Raw genomic sequence first — 16,500 nt, 5'->3', positions numbered from 1 at the left:
GGCCGCGGTCGGGCCTGCGCCGGCCGCCGCCAAGCGCAAAGGAGCAAGCAATGCCGTCTCGCATTTCCTCTCGGTTCCCCGTGACCATCCCTTCGCGCGGTGCCCGATGAACGCGCGCTGCGGACACGTTCACAGCGCGCACTGCGTGCACAGCGCGTCCGCGGACGCCGATATGGCGGCGCTGGATCCGTCGCGGCGCCGGTTCCTGCAATGGAGCGCGCTCGCGGTGGCCGCGGGACTGCTGCGCTTCCCGCTGGATGCGGCCGCGTCCAGCGCCGGCGCCGTGCAGGCGTTGCCGCTCAAGCAGGTCACGCTCAAGCCGTCGCTGTTCCTGGATTCGCTGCAGACCAACCGCCGCTATCTGCTGGAACTGGAACCGGACCGCCTGCTGCACAACTTCCTGCAGTACGCCGGCCTGCCGCCCAAGGGCGAGGTCTACGGCGGCTGGGAGGGCGACACCATTGCCGGGCACACGCTCGGCCACTACCTCAGCGCGCTGGCCAAGATGCATGCGCAGACCCGCGATGCGGCGCTGCGCCAGCGCATCGACTACATCGTCGCCGAGTTGGCACGCGCTCAGGCCAAGGACGCGGACGGCTACGTCGGCGGGCTCACCCGCAAGAACGACAAGGGCGCCATCGACAACGGCAAGGTGGTGTTCGAGGAAGTACGCCGCGGCATCATCAAGGGCAGCAAGTTCAATCTCAACGGCAGCTGGTCGCCGCTGTACACGGTGCACAAGCTGTTCGCCGGCCTGCTCGATGCGCACGAACTGGCCGGCAACGCGCAGGCGCTGCAGGTGCTGCTGCCGCTGGCCGGCTATCTGGGCGGGGTGTTCGACGCGCTCGACCACGCGCAGATGCAGACCCTGCTGGACACCGAGTTCGGCGGCCTCAACGAGTCCTACATCGAACTGGGCGCGCGCACCGGCGATCCGCGCTGGATCGCGCTGGGCAAGCGCCTGCGCCACGAGAAGGTGATCGATCCGGCCGCGGCCGGCCGCGACGAGCTGCCGCACATCCATGCCAATACCCAGGTGCCCAAGTTCATCGGCGAGGCACGCCAGTTCGAGGTCGCCGGCGATGCCGACGCGGCGGCGGCGGCGCGTTTCTTCTGGGAGACGGTGACCGGCCACTACAGCTATGTCATCGGCGGCAATGCCGACCGCGAGTATTTCCAGGAACCGGACACCATCGCCGCGTTCCTGACCGAGCAGACCTGCGAGCATTGCAACAGCTACAACATGCTCAAGCTGACCCGGCACCTGTACCAGTGGACGCCGCAGGCGCGCTATTTCGACTACTACGAGCGCACCCTGCACAACCACACGATGGCCGCACAGCATCCGGCCACCGGCATGTTCACCTATATGACGCCGATGATCAGCGGCGGCGAGCGCGGCTTCTCCGACAAGTTCGATTCGTTCTGGTGCTGCGTCGGCAGCGGCATGGAGGCGCACGCGCAGTTCGGCGACTCGATCTATTGGCAGGACGCGTCCTCGCTCTACGTCAACCTGTACATCCCCTCGACCCTAGACTGGCCCGAGCGCGATCTGGCGCTGGAGCTGGACAGCGGCGTGCCCGACAACGGCAAGGTGCGGCTGCAACTGCGCCGCGCCGGCGCACGCACGCCGCGCCGCCTGCTGCTGCGGCTGCCGGCCTGGTGCCAGGGCGGCTACACGCTGCGCGTCAACGGCAAGACCCAGCGCGGCACGGCCGCCGACGGCTACCTGGCGCTGGAGCGGCAGTGGCGCAGCGGCGACGTGATCGAACTGGACCTGGCGATGCCGCTGCGCCTGGAGCATGCCGCCGGCGACGCCGACACGGTGGTGGTGATGCGCGGTCCGCTGGCGCTGGCCGCCGATCTGGGTCCCATCGCCGAGCCCTACGACGCGCCGGACCCGGCGCTGGTGGCCGCGGCCGATCCATTGGCAGGGTTCGCCGAGTTGCCGCAGCCCGGGCATTTCCTGGCCGCCGCCACGCAGCCGCCGGGGCTGACCTTCGTGCCGTTCTACGCGCAGTACGAACGCCGCAGCGCGCTGTACTTCAAGCGCCTGGCGCCGGCGCAGTGGGCGCAGGAAGCGGCGCGGCGCGCGCGCCAGCAGGCCGAGCGCGCCGCGCTGCAGGCCACCGCGGTGGACATGATCCAGTTCGGCGACGAGGCCTCCGAGCAGGCGCACAAGCTGCGCAGCGATACCTCCTTCGGCGGCGCCTACCGCCGGCAGCAATGCCGCGACGTGCGCGGCAAGGGCTTCGTCGAGTTCCAGATGAAAGGCAGCGCGCAGCCGCTGGCATTGCGCCTGCGTTTCTGGGGCAGCGACAAGGGCCGCTTCAACATCCTGATCGACGGCAAGCTGGCGGTGGAAGTGCAGGTGGACCGCAGCCAGGTCATCGACTTCGTCGATCGCGATTATGTGTTGCCGCCCGCGCTGACCGGCGCCAAGCAGCTGACCTTCCGCATCGAGCCGCAGCACGGCGATACCGCCGGGCCGCTGTTCGGCGGCTGGTTGATCCCGGCCGCGAGCGCGTGACGGCTGCGGCAGCGCACGCACGCGGCGCTGGCGTCGCGCCCCGGCAGGCACCATCGATGGCGTCAGGCACGCGCTTCGCTTTTCCCGCCCGCCGCTGGCTGTGGCGTGGCCTGCTCGCGCTCGCGGTGACCGGCAGTGGCGGCTGCGCGCATGCGCCGCCGCAGGCCGCGACCGTGGTGCCGGCCAGCCCGTTGCACGGCATCTGGGTGATCGCGCAGGGGCCGTCGTTTCCCGGTCCGCGCTACCTGCGCATCGTCCAGCGCGACGGCCAGGCCCAGGGCAGCATCACCACCGATTGGTACGGCGACGTGCCGATGCAGCAACTGCGCATCGACGGCGACGTAGCCCACTTCCAGATCGACAACGGCAATCCGCGGCTGCCGGCGCAGCCGTGGACCGCGACCCTGGAGCACGGCCAGCTGCACGTGGCCGGCCGCATCTGGGACGAGCAGGTCGATGTGCGCGCAAGCCGCGGCAGCGAGGCCGACGCGGCACGGCTGGCGTTTCCGGTCGCACCGCTGCCGGACTACGCAGCGCTACCGAGCGATGGCCTGGCGCGGACCCCACCGCTGGGCTGGAGCAGCTGGAACCGCTTCGCCGAGCACATCGACGACGCCACCGTACGCCGCATCGCCGACGCCATGGTCGCCTCCGGGCTGCGCGATGCCGGCTACGTCTACGTCAACATCGACGACGGCTGGCAGGGCCAGCGCGACCGCGACGGCGTGCTGCAGCCGAACGCGCGCTTTCCCGACATGCGCGCGCTGGCCGACTACGTGCACGGCAAGGGCCTGAAGCTGGGCCTGTATAGCTCGCCCGGACCCAAGACCTGCGCCGGCTACACCGGCAGCTACGGCCACGTCGAACAGGACGCGCGCACCTGGGCCGGCTGGGGCGTGGACTACGTCAAGTACGACCTGTGCTCCGGCGAAGGCATCTTTCGCGAGCCGCAACAGGTGCGCCGCGCCTACCTGCAGATGGGCCAGGCGCTGCGCGCGACCGGGCGGCCGATCGTCTACAGCCTGTGCCAGTACGGCCGCGACCATGTCGGCCAGTGGGGGCGCGAAGTCGGCGGCCACCTGTGGCGCACCACCGGCGACATCGAGGACAGCTACGCGAAGATGGCCTCGATCGGTTTCGACCGCAACGGCGATCCCGCCGACGCCGGGCCGAGCGGCTGGAACGATCCGGACATGCTCGAGGTCGGCAACGGCGGCATGAGCGTGGACGAGTACCGCACGCACCTGGCGCTGTGGGCGCTGTCGGCGGCGCCGTTGCTGCTCGGCAACGACCTGCGGCAGATGACGCCGGCGACGCTGGCGCTGCTGCGCAACCGCGACGTGCTGGCGATCGACCAGGATGCGCTGGGCGTGCAGGGCAGGGCGGTGCGCAAGGACGGCGCGATCGAGATCTGGCGCAAGCCGCTGGTCGATGGCGGCGTCGCGCTCGGCGTGTTCAATCGCGATGCGCAGCCGCATCAGGTGGCGCTGTCGGCGGAGGATGCCGGCAGCGCGCTGCGCGGACGCCGCTGGCGCGATCTGTGGCGCGGTGGCAGCCGGCCTGCCGGCGAGCTGCGCAGCGTGCAGGTCGCCGCGCATGGCGTGGTGTTGCTGCGGCTGTCGCCGCCGGCTGCTGCGCGCCTGCATTGAGTTCGACGGGAGGGCGAATGACGCGCCATTACGCGCGTGGTTCGTCCTGCCTGTTTCGTGCGTGGCGTTGCTTGGCGATATATCGCAGCCATTGCCATAGTTCGACGACATTGTGCCGAGTTGCACGCAGCGAAGCGCCGACGTGCACCGACTGCCTGGCTGAATGGAAAGCAACGAACATGCATGCCGGTCGGTCGCCCGATCGCGCCGCTGTGTCGCGACCATGCGTTATTCCGCATGCAGAACCGCTAATTGCGACAAGACGCCAGCCGTGGTTCCGGGCACATTGTGATCGCATCGTTAAAACGTGATGACCTTTTGTTTTCCGGCCCAGCGGCCGGTGCGCGGGACAGGATCCGCCACCGCCCTTCGCCACCCACCGCAGGACCGGGGATCTGCGCACGCGCTGCGTGCGAAGGACAACCAGCATCCCCGAGATTGTGTCCGGCCTTGTTGAGGCCGCGGCGCAGGATGCGTATCACCGGCGTCGCTGTGCAGCGTCGTCCTCATTGCATGTTCCGTCGCTGGCGCAAGCCGGCGTGGAGCCGTTCGGCCCATCGTTTTCGCTTACGCCACGTGTCGCCATCGCTCAGGAGATCTTCATGTCGTTCCCGCACGCATCCCATCCTTCCCATCGTCGCGCACCGGTGCAACAGCCGCTGGCCCTGGCCGTGGTCGCCGCATTGTCGCTGGGCAGCTCCTGGTCGGCGCTGGCACAGGAGGCGAGCGCGGACGACGGCAAGACCCAGACCCTGGACAGCATCGTGGTCACCGGCTCGCGCCTGCGCCGGGTCGATACCGAGACCGCCAATCCGGTGGTGACGATCAACCGCGCGCAGATCGAGGCGACCGGCAAGGCCACGCTCGGCGATCTGGTGCAGGAACTGCCGTCGATCGCCGGCAACGCGACCAATCCCAACACCAACAATGGCGGCGGCACCGGCGCCTCGACCATTTCGCTGCGCGGCCTGAGCGACAAGCGCACGCTGATCCTGGTCAACGGCACGCGCCTGGCCAGCAACGACGTCAATGCGATTCCGGCGACGATGATCGAGCGGGTGGAAGTGCTCAGCGACGGCGCCTCGGCGGTGTACGGCTCGGACGCGATCGGCGGCGTGGTCAACTTCATCCTGCGCAAGGGCTTCGACGGCATCGAGGCCAGCACCGACTTCGGCACCAGTTCGCGCAGCGACGGCAACCGTCGCAACTTCTCGCTGACCGCGGGCAAGACCAGCGAGCGCGGCAGCATCGTCGCCGGCCTGTCCTACCACAACATCGATCCGGTCTCGGCCGGCGAGCGCGGCTATTCCAAGGATGCGCTGTCGCTGATCGACGGCGTGCCGGTGAAGCAGGGGTCCTCGGCCACGCCGACCGGCAGCATCAGCTTCGACGAAGGTTCCGCCCAGTCCAAGGCGCTGGCGGCGAGCAACGGCTGCTCGCGGGTCACCTTCAACGGCGGCAGCGGCAGCCCGACCAATGCCGGCCAGTACCACTGCTACAACGCCTCGGCCGACTCCTACAACTACCAGCCGTACAACCTGCTGCAGACCCCGCAGGAACGCACCAACGCCTTCGTGATCGGCAGCTTCCGCTTCAACGATCACCTCGAAGGCTACGTCAACACCTACTTCAGCAAGACCACCTCGTCGTCGATCATCGCGCCGATTCCGATCTTCGCCAACGGCGACAATTTCCTGGTCTCCGCCGACAGCTACTACAACCCGTTCGGCGTCAACTTCGGCACCGACCGCAGCACCGGCACCTCGTACAACAGCTTCAACAGCCGCGCCACGGTGCTGGGCAACCGCCGCTACGAGTACAACACCTACAATTTCCAGATCAATCCCGGCCTGCGCGGCAGCTTCGGCGACAGCTCCTGGCAGTGGGATGCCAGCGTCAACTACGGCAAGGTCAAGCAGAAGTCGATCAACCAAGGCTTCCTCGACTACGCCGGCTTCAACGCCGCGGTGGGTCCCTCGTTCCTGGACAGCGACGGCACGGTCAAGTGCGGCAGCGCCGGCGCGGCGATCGCCGGCTGTACACCGATCGACGTGTTCAACCTCAACAGCGAAAGCAACAAGGCCGCGCTGGAAGCGCTGGTGGTCAACCCGATCGTCACCAGCGTCTACACGGTCAAGCAGTTCGAGGCCAACACCAACGGCAACCTGTTCGACCTGCCGGCCGGCACGGTGAGCCTGGCCGCGGGCGTGTCCTACCGCAAGGAAAGCACCTCCACCGCCGCCGATCCGCTGTGGACCGGCGACGAGAACGGCATGTGCGGGGTGATCGAATTCTGCGCCACCGTGCTCGGCGGCAGCTTCAGCGTCAAGGAAGCCTATGCCGAGGCGCTGTTCCCGCTGCTGGCCGATCTGCCGCTGGTGCATTCGCTGAACCTGACCATCGGCAGCCGCTTCTCCGACTACGACACCGTCGGCAGCAAGACCAACAGCAAGGTCTCGCTGGAGTACCGTCCGATCGAAAACCTTCTGCTGCGCGGCACCGTGTCGCAGGTATTCCGCGCGCCGAACATCAACGAACTGTACGCCGGCGTGGCCGGCGATTCGGCCACGGTCAACGATCCGTGCAACGGCTATACCGGCGGCCACGAGGGCGCCTGCGTCAACGTGCCCACCGACGGCAGCTACCAGCAGGCGGACAACCAGGTCGGCGCCAAGGCGTCCGGTGCGGTGGTGGCCGGCTACCAGCTCAAGCCGGAGACCGGCAAGTCCTATGATTTCGGCGTGGTCTACGATCCGGGCTGGCTGGATGGCCTGTCGATGAGCGCGGACCTGTGGAAGATCAACCTGCAGGACACCATCACCCAGGTATCGGCGCAGACCGTGTTCAACCAGTGCTACGCCAACTCGGGCAGCGCGTTCTGCGCGCTGATCCACCGCAACGACAACGGCACCATCAACTACGTCGCCGAACCCACTGTAAACCTCGGCAAGCTGTGGGCCAGCGGCGCCGACTTCAGCCTCAACTACCGCCTGCCGGACACCGCCTGGGGCAGCTTCAACGCCGGCCTCAACGGCACCTACACGATCCGCTACGACGTCAATCCGGACAGCACCGACCCGAACACCGTCACCATCCACAACGCCGGCAAGTACACCCAGGCCTACGGCAACTTCCCGCGCTGGCGCGCGCTGGGCACCCTGGGCTGGAACCTCGGCAACTGGAGCGCCAACTACCGCATGCGCTACATCGGCGCCACCGAGATCGGCAGCGCCGACGCGCGGCAGAACCTGTCGGCCGACGTCGGCGAGGCCAGCGTGGTGCGTGGCATCGGCGCCTACGTCTACCACAGCGCGCAGGTCGGCTATCAGTTCGCGCAGTGGCGCACCCGTGTCGAGTTCGGCGTTGACAACCTCACCGACAAGCAGCCGCCGCTGTACTACGCCAACAACGTCGGCAACGCCAACACCGACGTGGCCACCTACGATCTGCTCGGCCGCTACTACTGGGCGCGGGCGACGGTGAAGTTCTAAGCCTGCGTTCGGCCAGTCCGAACCGGGGCGTTGCGGATGCCGTTCCCGGTCGGCGTCTGCACGCGTGCCTCGACGTAGTCGCGCGATGCTGGCGGCAGCCCTTATATGGCTGCCGCTGGCGCCGGGCAGATCCCCCTGGGGTGTTGTGGAACGATCGCTACGGTGTGGCGATCAACGCTCATGGCGCCGGCCCGCCGCGCGACCGTGACGGCGCCGACTACTGGTTCGGCGAGTGCAAGGGTGCCGGTACATCTGCGACCGCAGGAATCCGGACAATCCCGTTGATGGGCGTTATGTCTGGTTGTCGTTGACGCTGGATAGCCACGGCTTTCGGATCGATTGGTGCGGCGCTTTGTTGCCTGCGCAGCTATGACGTTGGGTGCCGCTTGGCGCTCGCGCCGCAGCCGCGCTGCGCCGGCTTACTCCAGCAACTTCAACAGATCTTGGTGCAGGTCTTGCGGAATCCGCACGCCCTCAAGGACGCTGCGTGCACGCGCCTGATAGCGGCGTTGCGAGGGCAGCCGTGCACCGGTGTCCTGATAGGCGGCGAAGAACGCTTCGGCGCGCGCCATGTGCCCGGCCCACTCCGCGCCGAGGAACCGCACCGGATCCAAGGCCAGGATCAGTTCGCCGTGGTACGGGGAGGAGCCGGCGCCTGCGTCGTGCGCCAACGATTCGGCGCTGGTGAGGTCGCCGATCAGCGGCCCGGCGATCAATTCGATCATGGCGGACAGCGCCGACCCCTTGTGTCCGCCGAAGGTCAGCATCGCACCACCGCCGCCGGCGACCACGTTCGGATCGGTGGTCGGCTTGCCGGTGGCGTCCACGCCCCAGCCTTCGGGAATCGGCAGACCGGCGCGGCGGTGCAATTCGATCTCGCCGCGCGCCACCGCGCTGGTGGCGAAATCGAACACGAATGGAAGCGCGTCCACGCGCGGCCAGCCGAACGCGAGCGGGTTGGTTCCCAGCAACGGCGTGTGGCCGCCGGCCGGCGTGACCCAGGCATGGCTGGGATTGCAGATCAGCGCGACCAGCCCGGCTTCGGTGATGCGTTCGACTTCCGGCCATAGCGCGGAGAAATGCACGCAATGGTTGATCGCCAGCGCCGCCAGTCCATTGCCGCGCGCCTTTTCGATCAGCGACGGCAGGCCACGCTCGAATGCCAGCAGCGAAAAGCCGCCGCATGCGTCGACGCGAACGATCCCGGGTGCCTGATCGTGCACGACCGGCTCGGCATCGCCCACGACCTTGCCGTTGCGCAGCGTTGCCACGCATCCCAGCGTGCGGTACAGCCCATGCGACGCGCAGCCGTCGCGTTCGCCCGCGACGATAGTGGCGGTAAGGGTTCGCACATGTGCCAGGCCGAAGCCGGCGTGGCGCAGGATACGTTCGACCAACGCGGCGGCTTGGTCCAGGGACAGTGCGACGGTATCGCTGGCATTCATGGGAAAAGCACGAAAGAGAGTGACCCGGATTCTCGCCCGTGCCGCGCTTCGTGAAAACCCTCGGGTTGCCAGGTACCGAGTCGCTTGACCCGCGTGCCGATTAGGCATCGCGCCACACGCGACGCCGACATACTTAGGTGACGTTGTAATGACTCGGCTATGGGCGAATTGCGCAGCGACCAAGCTGACGGTGTCGAACGTTTCAGGAGACGATACCGCTTGTCGGGTGCCGAAAAATTTTGTTGACAGCTATCCCTGAATTAGTCCGATAATTCGACAAGGCCGGGATCCGGCCCGCAGGGGGTTTTCCGTTCAACTCATTGCCTCGTGCCTTGGCGCGATGGATTCGTATTGCGTTTTTTACGATTTTCGTTATCGCGATACTTGCGGCTGGGAGTCTCGCGATCGTTCAGGGAATTTGGCCTGCAACGGGCTGAAAAGGAAGAGGCGGGCGGATGTTCAAAGTACGGCTGGTGATCGGCATGCTGCTGCTGTGCCTGGGTGCGCGTGCGCACGCGGCGGACGAGGTGGCGCCTTACGAAGAATACGAGAAGAAGATCAAGGCATCGCAGGTCGTCGGTCCGTTGAAGGGCGACATCTTCGGCGAGAACATCAGCCTGTATGACATGAGTGTTGGCTTCCATGCCACCGATGTGGACGTGCCGGGCAACAACGCGCTGCCGGTGACGGTCGGGCGCGAATTCAAGGTCATGAACCGGCGCACCGAGTACGTGGCGAAAGGCTTCGGCGACTGGGAAATCGACACGCCGCGCGTGTACGGCGAGTTCCTTGCAGACAAGGGGTGGGTCACAATCAGCGCCTCGCCTACTGCGCGGTGTTCCGTTCCTGCCCGACCAAATGCAGCAATGACAGTCGGCAGCAACACATATCCCGGCACAGCCGACGACATCTGGCACGGCTACTACCTGCATGTCCCCGGTGCCGGCGATCAGGAATTGCTGGTCGATAACCAAACCAAGACCCCGCGCCCGACCGATGGCGTCGCACGACCCTGGATCACCAAGGAAGGCTGGCGGCTGGGTTGTCTTGCCAGCGTCAGCAACTATGCCGGCGAAGGCTTCCTGGCCATTTCGCCTAGCGGCGTCAAGTATTACTTCGACTATGCGGTTGTTACCGCCATCAAAAGCTACAAGCTCCCGATGGCTAGTCTTCCCGGCGGCTTTACTTATGCCCAGCGTACACGCGTTGCACTGATGGCCAGCCGTGTCGAGGATCGCTTCGGCAACTGGGTTACTTATAGCTATACCGACGGCAAGCTAACCTCGGTGCAATCCAACGATGGCCGTGCGATCACGCTGACCTACAACGGCGATCTGATCAGCAGCATCCAGGCCAACGGCCAGACGTGGAACTACGGCTACGAACTCAGCACGGCCTACCCGACGCCTCAAGGTGCCTATCGTCTGAAGACCGTCACCCAGCCCGACGGTTCGCAATGGACCTACAGCATCGTCAGCGGCAGCATGCTGCCTACACGCGAGCCGCCAGCCGGTGGCGGCGCTAGCAATTGCGTCTCCGAACCGGATCCGATGAACGGCGCTGTATCCCTGCAGGTCACCCATCCCTCCGGTGCCACCGGTCTGTTCGCGTTCGAGTACCAGCGCCAGTACCGCACTCATACGCCCGCTGGTCGATGCGATGTGCCTTTTGGCCAAGAGCCGCCAACTCCTTACGTGCCGAGCTATTTCGACAACTATGCTCTCAAGTCGAAGACCGTGACCGGACCGGGTCTTGCGCAGCTGGTCTGGCATTACTTGGCTGGCGATGGAACGACTCAGCTCTACAAGACGGGCAAAGCGACCGATCCTTGCCCGACCTGCAGGCCGAGCAAAACAGCCAAGGTTGTCGATCCCGACGGTACAGCCACGGCTTACGAGTTCGGGATGATGTACGGCCTCAACGACGGACGCCTACTGAGTACCACGGCGCTGGACGCCAATGGCAATACGGTGTCCAAGACCAGCAACACCTATTTCGCCGATGCCGACGTGGACGCGCAGCCCTTTCCTGCAGAAATGGGCCAATCCCTGCTCGGAATCCCCAATCCCCTGACCAACGTGCTGCGTCCGCTGCGCAGCAAGGTGGTACAGCAGGAGGGCATCAGCTACACGTGGACGGCGAACGGCTTCGACGCGTTCGCACGCACGCTCAGCGTCACCCGCGCCAGCCCCTGGCACTCACGCACCGATGCGACCGAGTACTACGACGACCTGGGCAAGTGGATCGTCGGCCAACGCGCCAAGAACACCAACAGCAACACCGGGCTGGTGGAATCGCAGGCCAGCTACGACGCCAATGCGATGCCGTCGCAGCGCTGGTCGTTCGGCAAGCTGCGCCTGACGCTTGGCTACAACAGCGACGGCACGCTGGCGACGGTGAAGGACGGCAACAACAATACGACTACCGTCTCCAACTGGAAGCGTGGCGTCCCGCAGTCGATCCGCTACGCCGACGGCAGCACCGAGTCGGCCACGGTCAACGACAGCGGCTGGATCACCTCGACCACCGACGAGAACGGCTACACCACCACCTATGGCTACGACACGATGGGACGGCTGGCGAGCATCGGCTATCCGGCCAACGACAACGTGGCCTGGAACACCACGACGCAGGCGTTCGAGCAGGTCAATGGCAGCGAGTATGGGCTGGACGCCGGACATTGGCGGCAAACCGTGGCCACCGGCAACGGACGCAAGCTGACCTATTTCGATGCGCTGTGGCGCCCGCTGCTCACGCGCGAGTTCGAAGTCGGCAACGAAGCCAGTACCCAGCGCTTCCAGAAGTTCGCCTACGACTACGACGGCCGCACCACCTTCAGTTCCTACCCGGGAACCAGCGATACGCTGAGCACGGGCACCTGGAGCGAGTACGACGCGCTGGGGCGCGCAACCTCGGTATCGCAGGACAGCGAACTGGGCCTGCTGACCACGCGCACCGAATATCTGCCCAACAACCAGACCCGCGTGACCAATCCGCGCGGCCAGCAGACGGTGAGCGGTTTCCAGATATTCGATCAGCCGGATTACGCCAAGCCGGTGTGGATCATGCATCCGGAAGGCGCCAATACCGATATCACGCTTGATGTGTTCGGTAAGCCGACGTCGATTCGCCGCCGCAATGCCGACAGTTCGCTGTCGGTCACGCGCAGCTACGTCTACGACGGCTATCAGCAGCTGTGCAAGACCATCGAGCCTGAAACCGGCGCCACGGTGATGGACTACGATGCGGCCGGCAACCTGGCCTGGTCGGCCAGCGGGCAGAGCTATACGGCGACCTCGTCGTGCAACAGCGCCGACGTCGCTGCCAGCGTCAAGGTCGGCAGAAGTTACGACGCGCGCAACCGTCTGGCCACGCTGGCGTTCCCGGACGGCGTCGGCAACCAGTCCTTCGTCTACGCCGCCGACGGCCTGCCCGCGCAGGTCACCACCAACAACAGCAACGGCGGCAACGCCGTGGTCAATGCGTATACCTACAACAAGCGGCGCCTGCTGCTGAGCGAGAGCATGACCCAGCCGGGGTCCAGCGCGCTGAGCATCGGTTATGCCTATACGGCCAACGGCCATCCGGCCGGCGTCACCTATCCCTCGGGCCTGGCGTTGAACTACGCGCCCAACGCACTGGGCCAGGCCACCCAGGCCAACGGCTATGCGCTCGGCGTCGGCTATTACCCGAACGGGGCGATCAAGCAGTTCACCTACGGTAACGGCATCGTGCACACGATGGCGCAGAACGCCCGCCAGCTGCCGGCGCGCAGCAGCGACAGCGGCGCCAGCAATCCTCTGGACCTGGGCTATACCTACGACGCCAACGGCAACGTCGGCGGCATCACCGACTACGCGCGCGGCCGGCAGACCCGCAGCATGAGCTACGACGGGCTGGATCGCCTGTCCACCACGCAGTCGGCGATGTTCGGCGGCGACAACCTGGCGCGCTACAGCTACAACGTGCTCGACGACCTGACCGCGGTCAAGGTTGGCGGCAGTCGCGACTACAGTTATTTCTACAACGCCAACCGGCAGCTGCTGAGCGTGAACAACAGCTCCGATAGTTCGGCTGTGATCGGGTTGAGCTACGACGCGCAGGGCAATCTGTCCAACAAGAACGGCATCCACTACCTGTTCGACAAGGGCAACCGCCTGCGCGAGGTCACCGGTGTGGAGACCTATCGCTACGATGCGCAGGGCCGTCGCGTGTTGGCCAACAGCCCGAGCCTGGGCAACATCGTCTCGCTGTATGGGCAGGACGGCGTGTTGCGCTACCAGCGCGACGAACGCGTCGGCAAGATCACCGAGTACGTGTACCTGGGCGGCAGCCTGCTGGCCAAGGTCAGCAACCTGCCGACGCTGGCCTCGCCCAGCGTGACCGTTCCCGGCTACAGCAGTTCCGGTAGTTACACCGTGCAGTGGTCGGCGGTGGCCTCGGCCAACCGTTATGAACTGCAGGAACAGGCCACCGCTGGCAACTGGACCGCGCTTTACTCCGGCACCGCGACCAGCCAGGCGGTCTCCGGCAAGCCTGCCGGTAACTACGGCTATCGCGCCCGCGCTTGCCTGGGCAGCTACTGCGGCGGATGGAGCGCCACCGGCACGACAGTGGTGCAGTTCGCGCCCAGCGATGCGCCGAGCATCAGCGTGCCCGGCACCGGCGTGGTCGGCAACTACACCATCAGCTGGGGCACGGTCACCGGCGCAGCCAGTTACTCGCTGGAAGAGAGCGCCAACGGCGGCAGCTGGAGCGTGTCCTACAGCGGCAGCGCGCAGAGCAATGCCTATAGCGGCAAGGCCGCGGGCAGCTATGCCTACCGCGTGCGCGGCTGCAACCCGGCCGGCTGTGGGCCGTACTCGGGAACCGGGACCGTGCAGGCAGTGTATGCCCCGGGTTCGGCACCGTCGCTCAGCGCGCCGGCAATCAATACCAGCGGCAGCTACATGCTTAGCTGGAGCACGGTTGCCACCACCGTCAGCTACAACCTGGAAGAAAGCAGCAACGGCGGCAGCAACTGGAGCGGGATCGCCTCGGTGGGCGGAACCAGCGCAAGTGTCAGCGGTCGCGGTGCCGGCACCTATCTGTACCGGATCAAGGCGTGCAACGCGGCTGGCTGTGGACCGTACTCCGGTAACGCCTCCACCCAGGTGATCTTCGCCCCCACTGGCGCACCCAGCCTGAGTGCCCCAGCCAGCGCCGGCGTCAACGGCTACACGGTGAGCTGGAGCGGGGTGGCCACTGCCAGCAGCTACACGCTGGAAGAAAGCGCCAACGGCGGCGGCTGGACGGCTACTCAGAACGCCAATGCCACCAGCCAGGCGTTCTCCGGCAAGGGCAACGGTAGCTATGCCTACCGGGCTAAGGCCTGCAACATCGCCGGCTGCGGACCGTACTCGAATACGCAGACCACGGCGGTGGATACCTCGCCACCAACTACACCGTCGTTCAATACAGGCTATCGCTACATCAACACCTCCCCAGCCACTTTCGAACTGGACTGGACCGCCAGCGCGCGCGCCACACGGTACGAGATAAGTGGTGCGGTCAGCTACTCCGGCCCCAAGACCTTCGTTACATTGAGCAAGACCGGCAGCGTCAACACGGTGCAGGTGCGCGCTTGCAACGAGAACGGATGCTCGGCCTGGTCAGCCGTCTTCACGCCGACGCTTGAGGGGAGAGGCTAATGAGCATCGGATACGAGATGAAAGGAATCGCCAAGCCCCTGACCAAGCTGCTGTGGCTGCTGGCCCTCGCGCTGCCGCTGCATGCGGCTGCCGAGACGGTGGAGTACATCCACACCGACGCCCTCGGCACCCCGGTCGCGGTCACCGACGCCAGCGGCAACCTGATCGAGACCAGCGAGTACGAGCCGTACGGCAAGCTGCTCAATCGCCCGGTGACCGATGGGCCCGGGTTCACTGGCCATGTGCAGGATGCGGCCACAGGGCTGACGTACATGCAGCAGCGGTACTATGATCCAGTGATTGGGCGGTTCTTGTCGATTGATCCGGTTGCAGTAAATTCAAAATCTGGGAATAACTTCAATCGCTACGGTTACGGGAGTAATAATCCTTATAAGTTTTTCGATCCGGATGGGAGATGCGTGGGATCTCATATTTCTGATAGCGATGGGAGGTGTCCTGGCTCTGACAGTTACACTACAACGCCTAGGGCAGAATCAAAAGATCCTAATTCCCAGCGGCAACCTTCGGTCATGGGGAACTGGCAGCAACCGGCCAAATGGGGGGATTGGTACGGCCGCCCACTGACAAGAAATGAAAAAGATGCAGCGGAGGATGAATTCCCAAATATTGATGCTGATTCAATTAAGATAGATTATGATGCTTGGGGCGCTGCTTATACGCCTGCCAATACAATCCATTTCCCTGGCAACATGGAGTCATGCAAGGATTTTATTTCATGTGACGGGGGGGCGCATGGTGGCTGGTTCATTCACGAACTAACGCATGTCTGGCAATATCAGAATGGGGTAAGTCCTGTCGTTGGGCATATATTCAGCAAGGATATATTTAATAACGGGAAATATTTCGACTTTAAGGGCTACCTAAATACGCGTGATCCCAGTAAGCTGAGTACGGAGAAGCAGGCGGATTGGCATATGTACAATTATATGTGTAGGAATGGGCAAATGAATGGGTGCTGATATGGTTAAGGTAAGGTTTGCTTTGCTCTTTATTGCGCTCTTGGTCGCAGGATGTTCACATGGAGATAAATTGTGTCGAGATATTAACGTTGAAGATGTTGGAGTGGTTGAATTAAAGCGCGAGATGATTTTTTTTCCAATAGATGGAGGGCGAGGACCTGCTGCTCCAGCTATAGGAATTCTACTCAATGTTCAAAGTTTTCCTCCTGATCTGACTAAGGATGTCCTTAGGTTATCATTGTGGCCTAAATATAATAAAAATGAAACTGGGGATTGTAAAAAGAGTGTTTTGATGAAGGAAAAGGTTATTTCCTGCAATGAAAATCTTGATGAAGTAGATATGACTCTGCTTGTTCAGTATAGATATCCAGTCGTTGAGATGAATGAAATTAATTATGAATCAACATCGCGAAAACTTGCTGAAATTATTGATTTTTCTAAAATTGGATGCAAAAAATAATTCGCCAGCTGTCGAGTTGACAAGGTGTATTGAGCGCTGGGTGGCGGGTGCTGATGTGGAGCTTCAATAGGTCGTTTCGGCTGAGTGCAAGTCGGGAAAAGGCGGCTGGCTAGCTAATGTGGATTAGATGATGGCAATTTTAGTGATGTAGCCAGTCGGCCAGTGCATCTTGTCGTCATCGTGGTGCATTCGACGCCAGGCCATGCCATCTTTCGCATCCATTACCTGCGACCGCGAACATGGATCAACTTTCAC

7 protein-coding genes are annotated in these 16,500 nt (G+C 64.3%); 6 read left to right on the top strand and 1 reads right to left on the bottom strand.

Annotated features, from left to right (window positions below):
- Positions 1-106 precede the first annotated feature (106 nt).
- The 3 genes from HEP74_RS13030 (at position 107) to HEP74_RS13020 (ending at position 7,670) form a co-directional block, all read left to right on the top strand.
- Positions 107-2,530 (top strand): glycoside hydrolase family 127 protein, encoded by a 2,424-nt coding sequence (locus HEP74_RS13030; protein WP_185813234.1) that lies wholly within the window; start codon positions 107-109, stop codon positions 2,528-2,530.
- Between the two features lie 56 nt (positions 2,531-2,586).
- Positions 2,587-4,179 (top strand): glycoside hydrolase family 27 protein, encoded by a 1,593-nt coding sequence (locus HEP74_RS13025; protein WP_185813233.1) that lies wholly within the window; start codon positions 2,587-2,589, stop codon positions 4,177-4,179.
- 602 nt (positions 4,180-4,781) lie between these two features.
- Complete coding sequence (locus tag HEP74_RS13020; protein WP_185813232.1) at positions 4,782-7,670, top strand: TonB-dependent receptor; 2,889 nt, start codon at positions 4,782-4,784, stop codon at positions 7,668-7,670.
- A gap of 419 nt (positions 7,671-8,089) precedes the next feature.
- Here HEP74_RS13020 and HEP74_RS13015 read toward each other — a convergent pair whose 3' ends face one another.
- Entirely contained in the window at positions 8,090-9,115 is a 1,026-nt protein-coding gene (locus tag HEP74_RS13015) for an Ldh family oxidoreductase (RefSeq protein WP_185816624.1), read from the bottom strand.
- A gap of 455 nt (positions 9,116-9,570) precedes the next feature.
- On the opposite strand from HEP74_RS13015, the gene HEP74_RS13010 reads away from it, so the two are divergent.
- From HEP74_RS13010 to HEP74_RS13000, 3 genes are read left to right on the top strand one after another with little or no spacing between them, the layout of a single operon-like run.
- Complete coding sequence (locus HEP74_RS13010) at positions 9,571-14,805, top strand: RHS repeat domain-containing protein (RefSeq protein WP_185813231.1); 5,235 nt, start codon at positions 9,571-9,573, stop codon at positions 14,803-14,805.
- Positions 14,805-15,785 carry an RHS repeat domain-containing protein gene (locus tag HEP74_RS13005; protein WP_185813230.1) on the top strand — a complete coding sequence of 327 codons (981 nt, stop codon included), beginning with the start codon at positions 14,805-14,807 and terminating at the stop codon, positions 15,783-15,785. The genes HEP74_RS13010 and HEP74_RS13005 overlap by 1 nt, the downstream gene beginning before the upstream one ends.
- Positions 15,775-16,245, top strand: a complete 471-nt coding sequence (locus HEP74_RS13000; protein ID WP_185813229.1) for a hypothetical protein — start codon at positions 15,775-15,777, stop codon at positions 16,243-16,245. Before HEP74_RS13005 ends, HEP74_RS13000 begins: the two co-directional genes overlap by 11 nt.
- Positions 16,246-16,500 lie beyond the last annotated feature (255 nt).

The sequence above is a fragment of the Xanthomonas sp. SS genome (genome assembly GCF_014236835.1).
In the GTDB taxonomy this organism is placed as follows: domain Bacteria; phylum Pseudomonadota; class Gammaproteobacteria; order Xanthomonadales; family Xanthomonadaceae; genus Xanthomonas_A.
Note: the sequence above shows the minus strand (reverse complement) of the source record. Positions and strands in the feature narration are given on the sequence as shown.

Coding starts and splice junctions, on each gene's coding strand:
- HEP74_RS13030 (WP_185813234.1), top strand. CDS start 107: ATGAACGCGCGCTGCGGACACGTTCACAGCGCGCACTGCGTGCACAGC.
- HEP74_RS13025 (WP_185813233.1), top strand. CDS start 2,587: ATGGCGTCAGGCACGCGCTTCGCTTTTCCCGCCCGCCGCTGGCTGTGG.
- HEP74_RS13020 (WP_185813232.1), top strand. CDS start 4,782: ATGTCGTTCCCGCACGCATCCCATCCTTCCCATCGTCGCGCACCGGTG.
- HEP74_RS13015 (WP_185816624.1), bottom strand. CDS start 9,115: ATGAATGCCAGCGATACCGTCGCACTGTCCCTGGACCAAGCCGCCGCG.
- HEP74_RS13010 (WP_185813231.1), top strand. CDS start 9,571: ATGTTCAAAGTACGGCTGGTGATCGGCATGCTGCTGCTGTGCCTGGGT.
- HEP74_RS13005 (WP_185813230.1), top strand. CDS start 14,805: ATGAGCATCGGATACGAGATGAAAGGAATCGCCAAGCCCCTGACCAAG.
- HEP74_RS13000 (WP_185813229.1), top strand. CDS start 15,775: ATGGGTGCTGATATGGTTAAGGTAAGGTTTGCTTTGCTCTTTATTGCG.